This window comes from Erwinia sp. B116 (assembly GCF_002865965.1).
In the GTDB taxonomy this organism is placed as follows: Bacteria; Pseudomonadota; Gammaproteobacteria; order Enterobacterales; family Enterobacteriaceae; genus Erwinia.
Window position 1 is genome coordinate 26,179 of record NZ_JRZZ01000036.1, and the last position, 17,496, is coordinate 43,674.

At 57.5% G+C, this 17,496-nt stretch carries 15 protein-coding genes; 10 read left to right on the forward strand and 5 right to left on the reverse strand.

Going from position 1 to position 17,496, the window contains the following annotated elements; translation table 11 throughout:
* The first annotated feature begins 206 nt into the window (after positions 1–206).
* The 3 genes from NV64_RS18705 to NV64_RS18720 all read left to right on the forward strand — a co-directional run bounded on the left by NV64_RS18705 (position 207) and on the right by NV64_RS18720 (position 4,176).
* Positions 207–1,727 (forward strand): DUF1593 domain-containing protein, encoded by a 1,521-nt coding sequence (locus NV64_RS18705; RefSeq protein ID WP_101506528.1) that lies wholly within the window; start codon positions 207–209, stop codon positions 1,725–1,727.
* Positions 1,728–1,852: 125 nt separating this feature from the next.
* Positions 1,853–2,866 carry a helix-turn-helix domain-containing protein gene (locus tag NV64_RS18710; protein WP_056234365.1) on the forward strand — a complete coding sequence of 338 codons (1,014 nt, stop codon included), beginning with the start codon at positions 1,853–1,855 and terminating at the stop codon, positions 2,864–2,866.
* Between the two features lie 860 nt (positions 2,867–3,726).
* Positions 3,727–4,176: a DUF4385 domain-containing protein gene (locus tag NV64_RS18720; RefSeq protein ID WP_056234371.1), complete on the forward strand. Its 450-nt coding sequence runs from the start codon at positions 3,727–3,729 to the stop codon at positions 4,174–4,176.
* A 232-nt stretch (positions 4,177–4,408) separates the two neighbouring features.
* On the opposite strand, the gene NV64_RS18725 is transcribed toward NV64_RS18720, so the two are convergent.
* Entirely contained in the window at positions 4,409–5,584 is a 1,176-nt protein-coding gene (locus NV64_RS18725) for an MFS transporter (protein WP_101506530.1), read from the reverse strand.
* Between the two features lie 206 nt (positions 5,585–5,790).
* Here NV64_RS18725 and NV64_RS18730 point away from each other — a divergent pair, with 206 nt between their 5' ends.
* The 4 genes from NV64_RS18730 (at position 5,791) to NV64_RS18745 (ending at position 9,905) form a co-directional block, all read left to right on the forward strand.
* Complete coding sequence (locus NV64_RS18730) at positions 5,791–7,281, forward strand: AAA family ATPase (protein WP_082502314.1); 1,491 nt, start codon at positions 5,791–5,793, stop codon at positions 7,279–7,281.
* Positions 7,282–7,294: 13 nt separating this feature from the next.
* Complete coding sequence (locus tag NV64_RS18735; RefSeq protein WP_056234380.1) at positions 7,295–8,164, forward strand: HNH endonuclease; 870 nt, start codon at positions 7,295–7,297, stop codon at positions 8,162–8,164.
* 157 nt (positions 8,165–8,321) lie between these two features.
* Positions 8,322–9,527, forward strand: coding sequence for a serine hydrolase (locus NV64_RS18740; RefSeq protein ID WP_101506531.1), 1,206 nt, complete (start codon positions 8,322–8,324; stop codon positions 9,525–9,527).
* Positions 9,528–9,725: 198 nt separating this feature from the next.
* The gene (locus NV64_RS18745; protein ID WP_056234384.1) at positions 9,726–9,905 is read left to right on the forward strand and encodes a hypothetical protein; all 180 of its coding nucleotides are present in this window, start codon (positions 9,726–9,728) and stop codon (positions 9,903–9,905) included.
* 124 nt (positions 9,906–10,029) lie between these two features.
* Here the strand turns inward: NV64_RS18745 and ychF are convergent, their stop codons facing one another.
* Positions 10,030–11,121 (reverse strand): redox-regulated ATPase YchF, encoded by a 1,092-nt coding sequence (ychF, locus tag NV64_RS18750; protein ID WP_056234386.1) that lies wholly within the window; start codon positions 11,119–11,121, stop codon positions 10,030–10,032.
* Positions 11,122–11,473: 352 nt separating this feature from the next.
* On the opposite strand from ychF, the gene NV64_RS18755 reads away from it, so the two are divergent.
* Complete coding sequence (locus tag NV64_RS18755) at positions 11,474–12,955, forward strand: SulP family inorganic anion transporter (protein ID WP_056234387.1); 1,482 nt, start codon at positions 11,474–11,476, stop codon at positions 12,953–12,955.
* Positions 12,956–13,092: 137 nt separating this feature from the next.
* Positions 13,093–13,755: an EAL domain-containing protein gene (locus NV64_RS18760; RefSeq protein WP_101506532.1), complete on the forward strand. Its 663-nt coding sequence runs from the start codon at positions 13,093–13,095 to the stop codon at positions 13,753–13,755.
* 37 nt (positions 13,756–13,792) lie between these two features.
* On the opposite strand, the gene pth is transcribed toward NV64_RS18760, so the two are convergent.
* Complete coding sequence (gene pth / locus NV64_RS18765) at positions 13,793–14,380, reverse strand: aminoacyl-tRNA hydrolase (RefSeq protein WP_056234392.1); 588 nt, start codon at positions 14,378–14,380, stop codon at positions 13,793–13,795.
* 270 nt (positions 14,381–14,650) lie between these two features.
* On the opposite strand from pth, the gene ychH reads away from it, so the two are divergent.
* Positions 14,651–14,941, forward strand: a complete 291-nt coding sequence (ychH, locus tag NV64_RS18770) for a stress-induced protein YchH (RefSeq protein ID WP_056234395.1) — start codon at positions 14,651–14,653, stop codon at positions 14,939–14,941.
* A 183-nt stretch (positions 14,942–15,124) separates the two neighbouring features.
* On the opposite strand, the gene NV64_RS18775 is transcribed toward ychH, so the two are convergent.
* Positions 15,125–16,294, reverse strand: coding sequence for a diguanylate cyclase (locus tag NV64_RS18775; RefSeq protein ID WP_056234396.1), 1,170 nt, complete (start codon positions 16,292–16,294; stop codon positions 15,125–15,127).
* 105 nt (positions 16,295–16,399) lie between these two features.
* Positions 16,400–17,496, reverse strand: a 1,097-nt coding sequence (locus NV64_RS18780; RefSeq protein WP_101506533.1) for an MFS transporter, incomplete at its 5' end; no start/stop codon positions are given.

Sequence of the window (17,496 nt, forward strand, 5' to 3'; positions counted from 1 at the left end):
TGCGCGCTATGATAAGGGTTAGCGGGCTGGATACAAGTTATTCTTTGTAAAGTAGTGTCGTAGGAATAATCCAACCCATATCACAAAAACAGCCCAATTATTTTTACTTTGTTTCCTTGGTTAACTATGTTGAACGCCGGTGATTCAGGCGCTACGCGCAACAACAGGGAAACGGGAAAGTGATGGCGAAGAAGCAGACAGTAACAATGAAAATAACCTTGCTGGCCGCGCTGTGCAGCTCGCTGGTGGCGGCGATGCCGGTCACCGTGCAGGCGGAAACGACGATCCAGGCGCTGGCCGGGAAGGTGCTGCCGTACCAGCAGAAACCGCGCGTCTTTGTGCTGACCGACATCGGTAACGAGCCGGACGACCAGATGTCGCTGACCCGTTTCCTGCTGTACGCCAACGAGATGCAGGTGGAAGGGCTGGTGGCGACCACCAGCACCTGGCAGAAGGAAAAAGTGCACACCGATATGATTAAGCTGGTGGTCGGGCACTATGGCGAAGTGCAGCCAAACCTGCTGAAACACGCGCCGGGTTATCCGGCGGTGGCGCAGTTGCAGACGTTGATCGCCCCCGGGCAGGCCAGCTACGGTATGGCCGCAACCGGTGCGGGTAAAAGCACCAACGGTTCCGCGCTGCTGCTGAAGGCCATTGAGCGCAGCACGGATAGCGCCCGACCGCTGTTTATCAACCTGTGGGGCGGGGCCAATACTCTGGCGCAGGCGTTGCAGGATCTGTCGCAGCAGCAGACGGCGGAGCAGGTGCGCGCGCTGACCCGCAACCTGATCGTTTACTCCATCTCCGACCAGGACGATGCGGGCAGCTGGGTGCGGGAACACTACCCGGAGATAACCTATATCGTCGACCCGTCCAGCCAGAGCGGTGAGGACTATGCGCGTGCCACCTGGACCGGGATCAGCGGCGATATGTACTACCGCAACGGCAGTGGCGCTGATTTCACCACCGTGTCGCAGCACTGGCTGGATCAGCACATCCGCAGCCAGGGGCCGATGGGCAAAGGCTATCTGAAGTATATGTTTATTATGGAAGGCGATACCCCGGCATTTCTCGGCCTGATCCGTAACGGCCTGAACAGCGAGCAGAACCCCGGCTGGGGCGGGTGGGGCGGGCGTTATATCGTGCGCCAGCCGCTGCATGAATCCCGGCCAGTCTGGACCAGCGGCGGCGATTTCTATCCCGGCAGCCCGAACGGTGCGGATACGGTGACCGGCGCTGACGGAAAAACGGTAACCTCTAACCAGGCAACGATCTGGCGCTGGCGTGAGGCGTTCCAGCATGATTTCGCGGCGCGAATGCAGTGGGGGATCAAGCCGTTTGAGCAGGTTAACCATAATCCGCAGGTGGTGGTCAACGGCGACAGCAGTCAGCAGGTGCTGAGGCTGACGGCGAAGGCCGGTGACGTGATGACGCTGAATGCGGCAGGCAGTAAAGATCCTGACGGCGATAAACTCAGCTACAACTGGTTCCGCTACCCGGAAGCCACCTCAGCGATTTCAACGCCGGTGGCGCTGGATGCGTTGCAGGGCACCATGGGTGAAGACCGGCTGAACGCGCCTGCGGTGCTGTCGCTGGGTAACAACGGCGGTGAACAGGCTGAGGTGAAAGCGCTGCGTCCGGGCACGGAGCATCTGATCCTCGCGGTAACCGATAACGGCAAACCGTCGCTGACCTCATACCGGCGGATAATTGTGACGGTGAAGTAATCGCCTGCCCGGCCAGTTTGCCTCACCACCCCGCGCAATTTCTCTGAGTGACCAAAAGCCAGCCGCCTGTCGCAGTGCTATGATTAGCGGGATCAAGGCAACCGGACAGGCTAAGGCACTTTTACGTGGATTATAAGAAGCAGATCCTCAACATCCTGCACAGCGAAAACGCTTCACGGGCGGAGATGACCCGGCGGCTTGGCGTGACCAAAGCTTACATTACCAAGCTGACCGCACAGCTGCTGGCCGAGGGGCTGATTGAGGAGCGGGAAATGGCCGACGTGACCTTTGGCCGCCCGCAGCAGAGGCTGGCGGTGAAGTCCGGCAGCCTGTTCAGCATTAACATTATGCTGCGCAAGAGTAGCCTGCAGGCCACGCTTAACGATTATCAGACCCAGGCCGCCCCCCTCGCCAGCCATCAGATACTGCTGCCCGCGCGGCTGGCCCCCGATGAGCTGGTGGCCTTTACCGAAGCGACCATTGCCGCGCTCTGTGCCGTCCCCCGTGTGGCACGCTCGCGGGTCAGAGTGGTAAGCCTGGCGCTGCAGGGCGGAATTGAGCAGGACACCGGCGTGGTGCGCTACTGTCCGCTGTTTCGCGAAACCCACGTGAACCTCAGGGCGCTGATTGAGGCGGCTACCGGGATTGTCACCCGTATCTACAATATCGCCCACTGTACCAACTCGCTGCTGGCGAAGCGTTCACAGGGGGAGTCTTACGTCGCCTTTATGCCGGGTTTCGGCAGCCTCGGCTATGGCTACAGCACCCACGGCGTGCCTGGGCTCGGGGAGAACGGTTTTTACCCGGAGATTGTGCACCTGCCCTGGCCGGGGGGGATCGAGCAGGCGTTTAACGTCACCGGGGACGATCGCGCCGCCGGCGTGCAGCGCACTGCCGAAGCGCTGTTTTTCGCCATCTGTTGTACGGCACCGATCCACAATATCCGCCTGGTGATTGCCACCGGTGAGCTGTTTGAGGATTACGGCGATGCGATTCTGCCGCTGACCCGGCAGATGCTGGACGCCAGCCCGAATCCGCACATCCGTGAAATCCGCATTCGCCACGCTAAAACCGGCTACCACTATGGGGTAACCGGGCTGGTTCAGCTCAGTGCAGAGGCGATAACGGAGCTGCTGTAGTAAGTAAGGGCACCGCTGTATGTCCTGGTGCCGGGTTTGGAACGCCGGGACGCCGTAAATACGTCCGTGTAGGCTCGGATGCCGCGTCCTGCGGCATACGCCCGGCTAACCTGTTCACCAACGGCCTCCCTTGCTGGCATTTGCGTTGCTGTATTAAGGGCATCGCTTTTTGTCTGGGTGCCGGGTTCGGCCGTTGGTGACAGAACGCCGGGACGCCGTAAATACGTCCGTGTAGGCTCGGATGCCGCGTCCTGCGGCATACGCCCGGCTAACCTGTTCACCAACGGCCTCCCTTACGGGCACTTGCGTTGCTGTTAACGGTGTAGCTTTCTACTCAGGTAAATAGTCATGCAATTGTGTTGCAGTCAGTGGTGGATTTCATATGCCGATTGCTGATAGATAGGTTTTGAGGCAGCGACAAAAGAGACAGAGGGCAATCGGGGGGGACATCCGGATAAGCGGACCGTCGACGTGCAGGGATGCGCGGCGCCGAGCGTACAGGGACGTATTTACAGCGTGTCCGCGTTCCGGATGTCCCCCCCGATAAGCCAGGCGCAGACTCCGAAGCGACCCCCCAGCGACACCATGGCCAGCCCGAGCCCCCCGATAAGCCAGGCGCAGACTCCGAAGCGACCCCCCAGCGACCCCATGGCCAGCCCGAGCCCCCCGATAAGCCAGGCGCAGACTCCGAAGCGCCCCCCCAGACGACACCATGGCCAGCCCGAGCCCTCCGATAAGCCTGGCGCAGAGGTAATGCTCAACATCCTGCCGGGGTGGGGCATCAGCGGATTTGTGCCAGGCTTACGGAGGCACTGAACAGACAGCAGCACATTAACGGTATGGACGAAAGGAGTCTGGGCATGAAGGCGTTTGATTACCAGCAGGACTTTAAACAGATCGACTTCCGCAGGGATCCGCAACGCTATCAGGTCGGGCGCGGCGAACAGGGGGTATTAATGGTCGAACCCTATAAAAGTGAGATCCTGCCTTACTGGCGTTTTAAGGATGTCGCAGCAGCCGAACAGTCGTCGAAAAAAATCATGCAGCTGTTCGAACAGTATCGTGAGCAGGATGATTTCGTCGGCATGGATATGGCTCGCAAATTTATTCAGATGGGCTACACCCGCGCCCGCCGTTATGCCAATCATCCGGGCGGGCGCAAGTACGATGCGGATAAGAAGATCCTGCCTTATCAACTCAATGAAGAGAAGGCAGCCGCTGCCGCGGTGTTTAAGGCCTGCTGGGACAGGCTACGCGAGGATAAGGACTATCTGGCGCGGAAGAAAAAACACCAGCAAAAGTACGGCTGAACCACCTACTGCCGCTGACTGAGCCGTACAACACGCGTTGACCCCTTTGATTCGATGCGCTTGATGGCAAACGGCAGTGGCATCCGCAGGCGGTTGCGTGATTTTCGGGCACCCTACGGATGTTGTGCTCTGAAAGCGGCGGGCACCGTATCAACCCTGTGGGGACTGTGTACCTGATACCCGGTTGCGGGTGCGAGGGATAAACAGCCCGCGCCCGCCAGTTAACCTGCCGTCAGGCCGTCTGCGCCTTTTTCGCCGAACCCGAGCAGAACAGCGCCAGCAGCACCATCACCAGCACCGGCAGCATCGCCAGACGCAGGCCGGCGTGCTCGCCGAGGAAGCCGAGGAACGGCGGGCCAACGAGGAAGGCGAAGTAGCCCAGAGTGGCGGCGATGGTCACCCGCACCGCGCTGTTGCCGCCTTCTGCGGCGGCGGAGACGGTCAGCGGGAAGCCGAGCGACGCACCAATGCCCCAGAACAGCACAGCCGCACCGACCAGCCACGGCTGGTCAACGAAGATTACAATCACCAGCCCAACCGCCGCCGACACCGCGCTGGCGCGCAGCATCCATACGCGGCCGAGCCGGTCGACCAGATAACCACCGAGAAAACGCCCGGCGGTCATCCCGGCGGTGAAGCCGACGTACACCAGGGTGCTGGCGGTGTGGCCGAGATTATGGCCGTCGATCATAATCAGCGGCAGCCAGTCGTTGGCCGAACCTTCGGCCAGCGCCATCGCGAGGATTACCACGCCGAGGATCAACAGCTGACGGTCGCGCAGCTCGCGCATCACCTGAGCGGTGAAGCTGCCGGTCGGCGGATTGTCGGCGTGCGCCTGGGCGCTGGCGGTCGGGAAGTGGCGCAGCACGATGGCGGTCATGGCGACGATCACCGCCAGCACGCCGGTGAAATGATACAGGGTTGAGATATCCAGCGCGGTCATCGCCATGCCCGCCAGCGCGCCGACCAGCGTGCCGAGGCTGAAGAATCCGTGGATGACGGTCATGATCGACTTACTCAGCGTCTGCTCAAACGCCGCACCTTCAACGTTGACCACGATATCAACCATGCCGGTGCCCGCACCGAGCAACATCAGGCTGATAAAGGTCAGCGCCCGGCTCTGCTCCTCAAGACCCAGCATCAGGGTAACGACGCCCGCCAGCAGCACCAGAATGCCGTATAAAATGGTGCGCCGTGCGCCAATCCAGGCGATCAGCTTACCGGTGATAAACACGCCGAACATTGAACCGCAGGAGAAACCAAACAGGATCAGCCCCATCATCTCGGTGGTGGCGCTGAGCGAGTCGCGCATCACCGGCGTGCGGCTGACCCATGAAGCCCAGGTGAAGCCGGGCAAAAACATCAGGCCGTAAATGGCGAATTTCTGGCGGGTTTGTGAGGTTAACATCCATTCTCCGTTTTCTGGTACGCAGGTACAGGGAGATTAGCGTTGTATCGCTGTTTTACTAGCTATTTTTTCTCTTTTTTTCTGACGTCCTGAGATGAACTCGGAAATTGACACAGGGTAGATTTTTATTCATTATTTCAGTCTAAAGAAAAGTTGAACTAATTGCGCCTTAACGCAAATTAAACGACGTTTATCATGGAGGGATTATGTCACTGACGTTGCATGTTGTTAAGAAAAATGAACACAATTTTGATCCAGAGCCAGGCACTCTGTTGTTGCTGGAAGATAACTGGGATGACTGGGGCGTGTTTAATACTAAGTATTATGCGGTGTATTATGACTGGCTGGCAAAAAGGCATGATTTGGGATATCTGAAAATAGGTTGCCCGTTAGATTATCTGCAGGATAAACGCCCGCTGCTGGATACGAAAAGCAACCGCTTACCGGGGTTTTGTTATTCGTTAGGGCAGCATGCTGAATATTATGAGAAAATCATGTCTCTCAGCCCTGAGCTGAGAGAAAGTATTCTGACCAGCCTGAATGATATCGTCTTTAATCCGCAGCTCTATTTCAGAAATAAAAACAGTGAGGCGATGACCGATTCGCTTCAACGTTATGTTTCCACTGCGACCATTGAGGGCCACTTTAGCCGCATACTTGCAGGGGCACGGCAACTGTCAGAATTCATTTTCTCTTACGTTAATCACGAAAATGAAAAAATCAGCATCGAATTTTCTGTTGACCAAAACTCGGTTCTGCCCAGCAATATCCATGCGATTATCGGCAGTAATGGTGTCGGCAAATCGACTATTTTGCGTGATATCTCTGATCTTGTTACCGGACGTCAGCGGGACAGCAGCAGGCAAGTGATCAACCATTCCGGCGGAACCTTTGCCAACGTAGTAGCCATGTCCTTTGGTTCATTTGAGAAATTCGAAACAAAACCGATTATAACGCTGGATAAAAATAATGACGTCACCTACAGCTATATCGGTTCAAAAAAGGTGATGTATCTTGAGGACAAGCCGGTAACCATCGGTAAAACAGAGCAGGATTTTTTCAACGAGTTCAGTGACAGCCTGAAAGCCTGTCGCTACGAACCTAAAAAGAGCCTGCTCAAAGATTGCCTGGAACATCTGTGTTATGACCCATTACTTGCAGAATTACCCTTTGATCATCTGCTGGATGCCGCTGAAGATTTGCAGGCCGCCGCTGAGGTATTTGAACGTCTGAGTTCAGGGCATAAAATTGTGATACTCAGTGTGTTTAAACTGGTGGAAGTGATTGAAGAGAAAACCCTGCTGTTGATTGACGAACCTGAGACCCACCTGCACCCGCCGCTGTTATCGGCGCTAATGCGTCTGATTTCTGCCCTGCTGAAATCCTGCAATGGTGTGGCCATCGTGGCGACCCACTCGCCGGTAGTGCTGCAGGAAACGCCACGACGTTGTGTAACGGTACTCAGACGCACAGGTGATGCGATTCGCGCCCGGCGACCTGATAACGAAACCTTTGGTGAGAATGTCTCGGTGCTGACTCATTCGGCTTTTCATCTGGAATTAGATCGTACCGGTTACGTCAAGGTGATTAATCGGCTGGTCGCCAGGTATCGCAGCTTCGATAGAGTTATGGATCGGACGGGTGGGGAACTGGGCAGTGAAGCTGTCGCCATTCTTATTGCACTGAGCGATGACTAAACGGGGGCCTGTAATGTACGAATTACCGCTGCCTGAGGATAATCCTTTTGATATTTTTTCCTGTATCAAGGAGGGTGATAAGTTCAAGTTACTGCTGAGAAAAGAAGACTTTTGCGATAGTGTGACGTTCTTTGACACAATTTACCGCATTAAGGGAAAGACGGCATCACTGAACACATTGCCGGTATTAAAAAAAGCCTTTACCCAGACGATGACCAAAGATGAAATGGAAAAGCTGTATAAAAACCGTCTGTACAAAAGTAAAAGCGGTAATGTTATCTATACACGTATCCGGGATTCGGCCATCGGTGATCTCTGCCCGTTGTGCAGCCAGCGACTGGTGGGAACACTCGATCACTATCTGCCAAAAGCACATTATCCTCAGTATGCCATTTCGCGGGTGAATCTCTACCCGGCTTGTATTGAGTGTAATAAAGCTAAACTGGATACGGTAAACAGTGATAAAGAAAATCAAACCTTCCATCCTTTTTTCGACAGACTGCATGATATTGTCTGGCTTTCCGCCAGCCTGAAAGGTGGAGCTTCTCCGGCGCTGGTTTTTTATGTTAATGATAACGTGCCTCAACGTTTCGCATTACGCCAGAGAATGCGTTATCACCTCAGAACACTGGGTATTGATAATCTCTATGCAACGCATGCTGCATCGGCGATGTCACGGGAAAAATTAACCCTGCAACGGCTGTTTAAGCGTAAAGGGCAACGAGGAGTGGAAAAGTATCTTAAAGATCGCTGGGAATCAGCCTGTGACAATAACAAGAACAGCTGGCAGGCGGTGATGTACCGTACTCTGCTAAATTCAGCCTCCTTCTGCGCAGGTGGATTCAACAATATTGCCGTGATGCCGATCAGGTCAGTACCGTGAAGCTGTTACAGGGTTATCCCGAGAAATAATGCGTCCCTCCGGGCGGAAGGTGTCATCACTGCCGGGATCACCGCACAAAATGGAACGTCTGGCCGGTTGTTCTTCTGTGCTGAACTTTCTACTGTCATGGCACGACTGATTTAAGAGGTAATCAATCATGACCCATTTTGTTCAGCCGCTGCCGCAGGGTAGCACACCGGCTTCACTGACCAGTACGGTCAGTGCGGTGATCCAGCAGGCGCAGGCCGACCAGCGGCTGGTTGGCGCGGTGGTGCTGGTGGCGCGTCACGGCAAGCTGATTTACCAGCAGGCTTTCGGGCTGGCCGACCGTGAAAACGGCAGGCCGATGGCGCTGGATACGGTGTTCCGCCTGGCCTCTGTCACCAAACCGATCGTTTCTGCCGCAGCGCTGGTGCTGGTGGCGCAGGGCAAACTTGAGCTTGATGCCCCCGTCGAACGCTGGCTGCCGGAGTTCCGGCCCACTCTGGCGGACGGGCATCCGGCGACGATTACCGCCCGCCAGCTGCTCAGCCATACCGCTGGCCTGAACTATGGCTTTTCCGAGGCGGCAGGCGGGCAGGATTATGCGCGGGCCGGCGTCTCTGACGGGCTGGATGCGTCTGACGTTAGCCTTGCTGAGAACCTGCGGCGTATCGCCAGCGTACCGCTACTTTATCACCCGGGCACCAGCTGGAACTATTCACTGGCCACCGATGTGCTGGGCGCGCTGATCGCCGCCGTGCAGGGCGTGCCGCTGCCGCAGGCGGTCGAACAGCTGGTGACCGGCCCGCTGGGCATGAGCGATAGCGCCTTTATCGCCCGCGATCCGCTGCGCGTTGCCGTGCCCTACGTGAATGACACGCCGCAGCCGCACCGGCTGGCGGAAGGCGAACGCGTGCCTTTTGACGAGGTTACGGAAGGCGTGCATTTCAGCCCGGCGCGCATCTTTAATGCCAGTGCGTATCCTTCCGGCGGTGCGGGCATGGCCGGTACCGCCGGCGATGTATTGCGGCTGCTGGAAGCGCTGCGCGCAGGCCGCGGCGAGCTGTTGCCGGAGGCGCTGGTGACTGAGATGGAACGGGATCACACCTGCGGCCGTGAGCTGCCGGAGATGCCGGGTTTTGGCTTTGGCCTGGGTTTTGCCGTCGTACGTAATGCCGGGCTGACCGGGATGCCGCTCTCCAGCGGCGCCTGGCGCTGGGGCGGCGTATACGGCCATTCATGGTTTGTCGACCGTACGCAGGGGCTAAGCGTGGTGGCGCTGACCAATACGCTGTATGAGGGCATGGACGGTCAGTTTGTGACGGATTTGCGTGAGGCGGTATATAGCGGACTGAGAGACGAGGACGTTAAACCGCGATAATTGCCTGAGCATTCTTACGGATAACGCCGTGCAGAGGATTGAGCCCGTTCTGAAGGGATCTCCTCGTCAGAACACCCTAACGTGCAATCAAAGATTTCTGGAACTGGAGAAAAGGCGCATTTTCATGATAATTGCAGAAGGCAAAAATTAGCGATATCTGGCGGATAAATATTAAAAGCGATATCAACGGGAGGAATCATGCTTGAGTTTATTAAGACTTTAGGGTTTCGCCGTAAAACTGATTTTACCACCAGGGTGCTTGAGTGTTACCGTTCCGTAAAACCGGTCAGCGCATTTGCCCGCACGTTGTTTATTGAGGAAAACGCTGGAAGCATTAACGCTCGCTTTGCGAAAGCCCGGCATAAAGTCCCCCGCTAATTACAGTCAGTGACTTGAGGAATCAGCTTTTCAGGTCATAAAACAGTAAAGCCGCATCCGGATGCGGCTTTACTTTCAACAATTCAATCGTCCTGTACGAAACGTTCTGAAATCGTTAAACGGATTACACGTTAAACAGGAAGTTCATCACGTCGCCATCTTTCACGACGTAGTCTTTACCTTCTGAACGCATCTTGCCGGCTTCTTTGGCACCCTGCTCGCCCTTGCAGGCGATATAGTCGTCAAAGCCGATGGTCTGGGCACGGATAAAGCCTTTCTCGAAGTCGGTGTGGATTTTACCCGCGGCCTGTGGCGCGGTGGCACCGACCGGGATGGTCCAGGCACGCACTTCTTTAACGCCGGCGGTGAAGTAGGTCTGCAGGTTCAGCAGGGCGTAGCCGGCGCGGATCACGCGGTTCAGGCCCGGCTCTTCAATGCCCAGCTCGGCCATAAACTCTTCGCGGTCGCCGTCTTCCAGCTCGGCGATATCAGACTCGACGGCGGCACACACCGGTACCACTACGGAGCCTTCTTCTGCAGCAATAGCGCGCACGATATCGAGGTACGGGTTGTTTTCAAAACCGTCTTCGTTCACGTTGGCGATATACATGGTTGGCTTCAGGGTCAGGAAGCTCAGGTAGCGGATCGCCGCTTTGTCATCTTCGCTCAGGTCCAGCGCGCGCAGCATGCCGGCTTTCTCCAGGTGCGGCAGGCACTTCTCCAGCGCGGCCTGTTCGGCTTTGGCGTCTTTATCGCCGCCTTTGGCTTTTTTCTGCACGCGCTGCAGGGCACGTTCACAGGTGTCGAGGTCGGACAGCGCCAGCTCGGTATTGATGGTCTCGATATCGTCGGCCGGGTCCACTTTGTTGTTCACGTGGATAATGTTGTCGTTCTCGAAGCAGCGCACCACGTGGCCGATGGCTTCGGTTTCGCGGATGTTGGTCAGGAACTGGTTGCCGAGGCCTTCACCTTTCGACGCCCCTTTTACCAGGCCAGCGATGTCGACGAACTCCATGGTGGTCGGCAGGATGCGCTGTGGCTTAACGATCTCCGCCAGCTGGTCCAGACGTGAATCAGGCATTGGCACCACGCCGGTATTCGGCTCAATGGTACAGAACGGGAAGTTAGCAGCTTCGATACCCGCTTTGGTTAACGCATTGAACAGGGTGGATTTACCAACGTTTGGCAGGCCCACGATACCGCATTTGAATCCCATGTTTGAATCACCTTAATAAGCTAAAAATCGGGGCGGTTAATGCACCCCAACGTCGTCAGCGACGAATGTCCGAAAAAGTTACCGCGCATTATACACGTAATTATCGTGGCGATGGCGCAGATTTCTCGGCGGCGAGTCAGCTTTCACTTGTGAAAGCGCTCACATTTTTTCATACTGACGAAAATTGACGAATGCCGGAGAACTGCGCAGATGCCTCGCTCGCTGCCCACGCCACCCTGAAACCGCGACCCTGTCTGCGCAACGCCACGTTGCCTGCCGTTGTCCCTGCGACAACACTCACGCCCCGCACGACGGGGTGTACGCCTGCATATGAAAAAAATAGTGGAAAAACATGTTTAACCTGAACAACTTCAGCGCTAAAAGCGTCAAAAATGACGTACTGGCGGGAGCCGTGGTATCAGTGGCGCTGATCCCCGAAGCCACCGCTTTCTCTCTGCTGGCCGGCCTGTCGCCAACCATCGGCCTGCATACCGCCTTTATCCTCGGCCTGGTCACCGCCTTCTTTGGCGGTAAGCCGGGGATGATTTCCGGCGCGGCCGGTTCGATTATCGTGGTGCTGATTAGCCTGATCGTCCAGCACGGTTACGAGTACGTGCTGCTGGCGACTATTCTGGCCGGGCTGATCCAGCTGGCGATCGGCGTGCTGCGGCTGGGCAAGTTTATCCGCCTGGTGCCGCAGCCGGCGATATACGGCTTTGTCAACGGCCTGGCAATCGTGATTATGCTGGCCCAGTTGCCGATGATTAAAGGGCAGGGCCCGGTGATGTACGCGCTGGTAGCGCTGGCGATGCTGATCGTCTGGCTGTTTCCGAAAATCACCAAAGCAATCCCCGGCTCGCTGGCGGCGCTAATCGTCATCAGCGCCATCGCCATTGGCTTCGGGCTGGACACCAAGCGCGTTGGCGACCTGGCGGATATTTCCGGCACGCTGCCGTCGTTCCACCTGCCCACCGTGCCGCTCAACTGGGAAACGCTGACCATCGTGCTGCCCTATGCGGTGGTGATCGCGCTGGTTGGCCTGATCGAGTCGCTGCTGACGCTGGCGGTGCTGGACGAGATGGGCAGTAAAAAAGGAGCGGGCAACCAGGAGTGCGTGGCGCAGGGCATCGGCAACACCATTTGCGGCTTCTTCGGCAGCTTTGCCGGCTGTGCGATGATCGGTCAGTCAATTATCAACTTCACCTCCGGCGGGCGCGGACGCATTTCCAACCTGGTCGGCGCGGTGCTGCTGATCCTGTTTGTGATCAGCCTGTCGCCCTGGATCGCGCTGTTGCCGGTGGCGGCGCTGGCCGGGATTATGTTTGTGGTGTGCATCAACACCTTTGAATGGAGCACGCTGAAGCGAATTAAGCGCATGCCGAAGGCGGACACGGTGGTGATGCTGACGGTAACGTTGATCACCATTTTTACCGACCTGGCGATGGCGGTGATCTGCGGCGTCATTATCTCGGCGCTGGTGTTCGCCTGGCAGCATGCGCGCATTACCATCGTTTCGCAGCAGCAGGAGAACGACCAGAAGACCTACCGGCTGGACGGCCCGCTGTTCTTTGGCTCGGTCGCGAGCTTCCAGGAGCTGTTTGAGCCCGAAAACGATCCGCAGACGGTGGTGATCGACTTTGCCCGTACCCGGGTGATGGACTCCAGCGGCGTGGAGGCTGTCGATAAGCTGACGGCGCGCTATCTGCAGGCCGGTAAAACGCTGCGCCTGCGGCATCTGAGCGAAGACTGCATCAGCCTGCTTAAGCAGGCCGGCCCGTTCTGCAGCCACGAGCTGGACGATCCCGACTATAAAGTCGCCAGCAATGATGCCTGAACCATAAAGCTGAACTCGCCGCTGCCGATAATAGGGTTATCCCGTTTATCGGGGCGGCGATTAAAGAATTTTCTCCTATAATCAATCTGCTCAGCGCATATATTCAGGGCAGGATGCCTGTTAACTGGCTCAATGGCATGAAAAATGACTTTGTTTGTATTCCTGTTCAGTCACTTACCGGCGAGCTGGTGGCCATCGACCTCAGCTACCGGCCGCAGGTTCATGATACGGCCTCAAAGACGCTGCTGCGGCCGGTCAGTGCGGAAGATCGCCTGCTCAATCAACTGCTGATCGTTGAAGAGTACGCCGGCTATTTCCGTCAACGCGGGCTGCTGTGCAGCGTGGCGATCGATTTTCAACTGGCACGCGCGATTATCGAGTCGCCGTTTGTGCAGCAGATCCTGACGCACCTGCCGTTTATCCGGCTCAAGCTGTCGGAGGATTTTCCCAACCTGCATGACGGCATGGATAATCCGCTGCTGCGCGCGCTGCATGAACAGCTGAATATTTTGTGGCTGGACGATCTGGGCGCCGGGGATGCTAACCTGCATGCGCTGCAGTCGAGCCTGTTTGAGGCGGTTAAGCTCGATCGCCAGTTCTATCTGAATAACGTCAGCAAGCCGTTTTTTTCGGTGCTGATTAGCCATATTCGTCAGTATACCAACCGGGTGATCGTGGAAGGCGTCAGCGCTCAGGCGCAGATCGCCATTCTGGCGCGCAGTAAGGTGTGGGGCGTGCAGGGCTATTTTGCGCCATCTGTGGCGCTCAGCGCGCTGGAGCAGGGCGGTTCCGCCGGATAACGCTGCGGGCCGCGTCGTTTGCCGCCGCCCGTTCAACTCAGCCCGCTTTGTAGCTGTGCAGGCGGTTCATCGCCTTCAGGCGATCCTCTTTCAGCCACACCTCGGTGCAGCGCGCCGCTTCATCCACCGCATTATCAATCAGCGTCTGCTCTGCCGCCTGCGGTTTACCCAGCACGAAGCCGACCACCTTGTTACGATCGCCCGGGTGGCCGATGCCGATGCGCAGGCGGTGGAAATTGACGTTGTTACCCAGCCGACTAATGATGTCTTTCAGGCCGTTATGGCCGCCGTGGCCGCCACCCTGTTTGAACTTTGCCACCCCGGGCGGCAGATCCAGCTCGTCGTGTGCCACCAGAATCTCTTCCGGGGCAATGCGGTAAAAGGTCGCCATCGCCGCCACCGCCTTGCCGCTCAGATTCATAAAGGTGGTCGGCACCAGCAGGCGTACATCCTCACCGCCGAGGTTCAGGCGCGCGGTATAACCCCAGAACTTGCTCTCTTCCTTTAACGACTGATTGTGCCGTTCAGCCAGTAAATCGACGTACCACGCCCCTGCGTTATGGCGCGTGGCGGCGTACTCTGCGCCCGGGTTGGCAAGGCCAACAATCAGTTTAATGCTACTCACGTGGTGTATTCCCTGAAGGGTCGGTTCGAGGCGGCTAGTTTACTGAAGCGCGGCGGATAACTCAAAGGGCGGGGCGTTCTGTGCGCTGGCTCACAATAATTCAGTCAGGTGATTATTCAATTTTGATACAAATTCAGCGGGTTAGACGTAAAGTTGTGTCAAAGAATGTACCAAAAGTGTGATCAAAGCAGCACCACCCGCACGATCAATTTCCTACACTTGCATTATCCGGCAATGGATCTTGCCCCGACGATGGACTGGAGGTGGTTAATGAAACGCAAACATACGCATATAGCAGGTAATGGTCTGATGGGCCTGGGGCTACTGATGATGGTCGCCGGCGTGGCCTACGCGGTGGTCAATCAGATGCCGCAGTTCTCTTCTGATGAGTTTCTGGTGCAGGGGGCCATATTCAGCATCTTCCTGGGTGCGCTGCTGTGGCTGGTGGGCGCCCGCGTCAGCGGTCGCGAAAAGATCACCGACCGCTATTACTGGGTGCGTCACTGCGGTGACAAGCGCTGCCGCCACGGGGACCGCGCTTCACATCATCGCCCGCACTGAGTGCCGGGCTGGTGGCAACTGAGCATCATTGCCACCCTGATAACGTCTCCGCCTTCGGCGACTCCGTTCGCTGCAGGCGTTGCTATTGTGGCGCAAAGTCTGTGTCAGCTTTGCCTGTGACCGCACACGGCGGCTTATTTCGTCGCTCCGCAGGGGTTTTAATCTGCCGTTCGCTGCTTCGGCCTAACCTGTCGCTGACGATGCGATACTCATCTCAGCCCCTAATGCCGGTGTAAAAGCCTTCACACGGTTTCTGCCGTCGGTTTTAGCCTGGTACAGGGCCTCGTCGGCGGCGCTGAGCAACGCGTCAAGATGGTCGTGCCCCGGCTGACAGCTGGCCACGCCGATACTTACCGTATAACTAACGCCGCCGGGGGTAGAGTGCTCAACCGTCGCGCGTATACTCTCCGCGAAGGTCATCGTTTCCCGTTCACCCAGCGTTAATACGGTGGCAAATTCCTCGCCCCCAAGGCGGGCAAAAAAGCCGCCGGGCGGCAGCACCGATTTCACCTGGCAGCAGAAATCAATTAATACTTTGTCCCCCTGATTATGGCCGAACCGGTCATTGATGCTTTTAAAATGGTCGAGATCCAGCAGCATCACGCTCAGCGGGGTGACACAGCCCGCCGGGGTGATTTCGCCCTTTTCAAACAGCGCCCGCCGGTTCCAGACGCCGGTCAGCGGATCGAGCAGGGCAGCCTGCTTATGCCTGAGCAGCGTGCGTTCGTTAACCATCGCCATCAGCGTTACGCTCATGCCGATCACCATCAGAATTGACTCCAGAATCACGTAAACCGAGAACACAGATCCGCCGATCGCACCGTGTAACGGGCTGGGAATACCGCCATCCAGCAGTATGCGGGCGACGTGGAACAGCAGATGGATCCACAGCAGCAGCTGCGCCGGCCAGAAGGTGACCGGCAGCAGGCTGCGCGCGCGCCACAGTTCGCGCATCATCGCGGCCGTGTAGAGAATACACAATACGCAGATTACCAGTACCCGAAGGGGCATCGACTGATAGAAGGCCGGTATCGGGCAGAGTAAGGCCCACACCGCCATGCCTGCCATCCACAGCTTCCCGGCGCGCGCGCCGCGAAAATAGCGGAACGCGCAGAGTAAAATGCCGTAGGCGAACAGCATCAGCAGATTGCCCACCACCAGCGGCAAAAACACGTAACCCTGGCTACGCAGGCTGCTAAAAACGATCGCTAACAGCGTGGCGGTAAGTGACAGGCAGTTGATCCCCAGCACCGGGTTGTACTGGGCGCCGCGCCATGCGAACAGCAGTACGATGATTAAAAACATCAGCACGCTGAGTTCACAAACGAACAACGTATAGACGTCGAGCGCCATATTCGGATTATTCCTAAGATAATAATGACAGCAAAGTATCATTAATGAATATCCGCCAAAAGAGGAAGCACTCTCAGCCTGCAAAAAAAGTTACGCGGTGGGCTGTCAGCCTCTGATGCGGCGTGGTATCAGGCACAGGCCGATAACCAGCGCGCACAGCAGCGTGACGATGGCCAGCAGGATCAGCAGCTGGCTGAAGGCCGTTTCCATTACCGGCAGTAACGTCGGCTTCAACAGGGTTGCACTGTTCAGATCGGGTGGCGTGCCGGACAGCTGTGGGTGTGCATTCATTCCGCGTGCCACCAGCAGGCTAAACAGGCTGCTCACCGTCGCCAGCGCCACGCCTTCACCGGCCACGCGCACCGTACTAAAAATACCGGTGGCCATCCCCGCCCGTTGCGGCGGCACCACGCTGACCGACAGATTATCCATCAGCCCCCACGGCAGGCCGCTGCCGCTGCCGATCAGCACCATCGCCAGCAGGGTCAGAAACAGGGAACTCTGTGGCGTCACCTGGCTGAGCAGCACAATGCCGGCGGCGGCCAGCAGCAGTCCCGCACAGCTCACCGCTCCGGGGGAGTAGCGGCGGGTCAGGCTGACCGCCAGCCCCGGCACCACCAGCATCGGCAGCGAAATCGCCAGCATCAGCAGGCCGGTGGTGAAGGCATCAAAGCCGTAGAAACCCATAAAACGCAGCGGCAACAGCACCAGCAGCACCACAAAGCAGTAGCAGGTGGCCACCGGCAGCAGCTGCACGCCGATAAAGCGACCGTAGCGGAACAGGCTCAGGTCGAGCATCGGCTGGGCGCTGCGCAGTTCGATAACCACAAACAGTACAAAGGTCAGCAGGCTGCCTGCCAGCAGCAGGCTGGTCAGGGTACTGCTGCCGCTGGCGGCCAGTTGCAGCAGTGCCCAGGTGAACAGCGTCAGCGCCAGGCTGAAGCCGATCATCCCCGGCCAGTCGAGCGGACGCGGGTCATCGTTACGTGATTCGGGCAGGTACCGCTGGCCGGTCAGCAGTGCCAGCAGGCCAAACAGCGCGCAGCACAGGAACACGCTGTGCCACCCGCTGAACGCCAGCAACACCCCGGCGATCACCGGCCCGGCGGCCAGCCCGACGCCGAAGCTGGTGCCGAGCAGGCTGAAGGCGCGCGCCCGCGCGTGGCCCTCGAAGGCGTTAGCCAGCGCGGCGCTGCCGCCCG

Bases quoted from the DNA above. Each gene is read 5' to 3' on its own strand.
- NV64_RS18760 (WP_101506532.1), top strand. From the start codon at position 13,093: ATGAAAAATGACTTTGTTTGTATTCCTGTTCAGTCACTTACCGGCGAG.
- NV64_RS18745 (WP_056234384.1), top strand. From the start codon at position 9,726: ATGCTTGAGTTTATTAAGACTTTAGGGTTTCGCCGTAAAACTGATTTT.
- NV64_RS18740 (WP_101506531.1), top strand. From the start codon at position 8,322: ATGACCCATTTTGTTCAGCCGCTGCCGCAGGGTAGCACACCGGCTTCA.
- NV64_RS18755 (WP_056234387.1), top strand. From the start codon at position 11,474: ATGTTTAACCTGAACAACTTCAGCGCTAAAAGCGTCAAAAATGACGTA.
- NV64_RS18720 (WP_056234371.1), top strand. From the start codon at position 3,727: ATGAAGGCGTTTGATTACCAGCAGGACTTTAAACAGATCGACTTCCGC.
- ychH (WP_056234395.1), top strand. From the start codon at position 14,651: ATGAAACGCAAACATACGCATATAGCAGGTAATGGTCTGATGGGCCTG.
- ychF (WP_056234386.1), bottom strand. From the start codon at position 11,121: ATGGGATTCAAATGCGGTATCGTGGGCCTGCCAAACGTTGGTAAATCC.
- NV64_RS18735 (WP_056234380.1), top strand. From the start codon at position 7,295: ATGTACGAATTACCGCTGCCTGAGGATAATCCTTTTGATATTTTTTCC.
- NV64_RS18775 (WP_056234396.1), bottom strand. From the start codon at position 16,294: ATGGCGCTCGACGTCTATACGTTGTTCGTTTGTGAACTCAGCGTGCTG.
- NV64_RS18730 (WP_082502314.1), top strand. From the start codon at position 5,791: ATGTCACTGACGTTGCATGTTGTTAAGAAAAATGAACACAATTTTGAT.
- NV64_RS18725 (WP_101506530.1), bottom strand. From the start codon at position 5,584: ATGTTAACCTCACAAACCCGCCAGAAATTCGCCATTTACGGCCTGATG.
- NV64_RS18705 (WP_101506528.1), top strand. From the start codon at position 207: ATGAAAATAACCTTGCTGGCCGCGCTGTGCAGCTCGCTGGTGGCGGCG.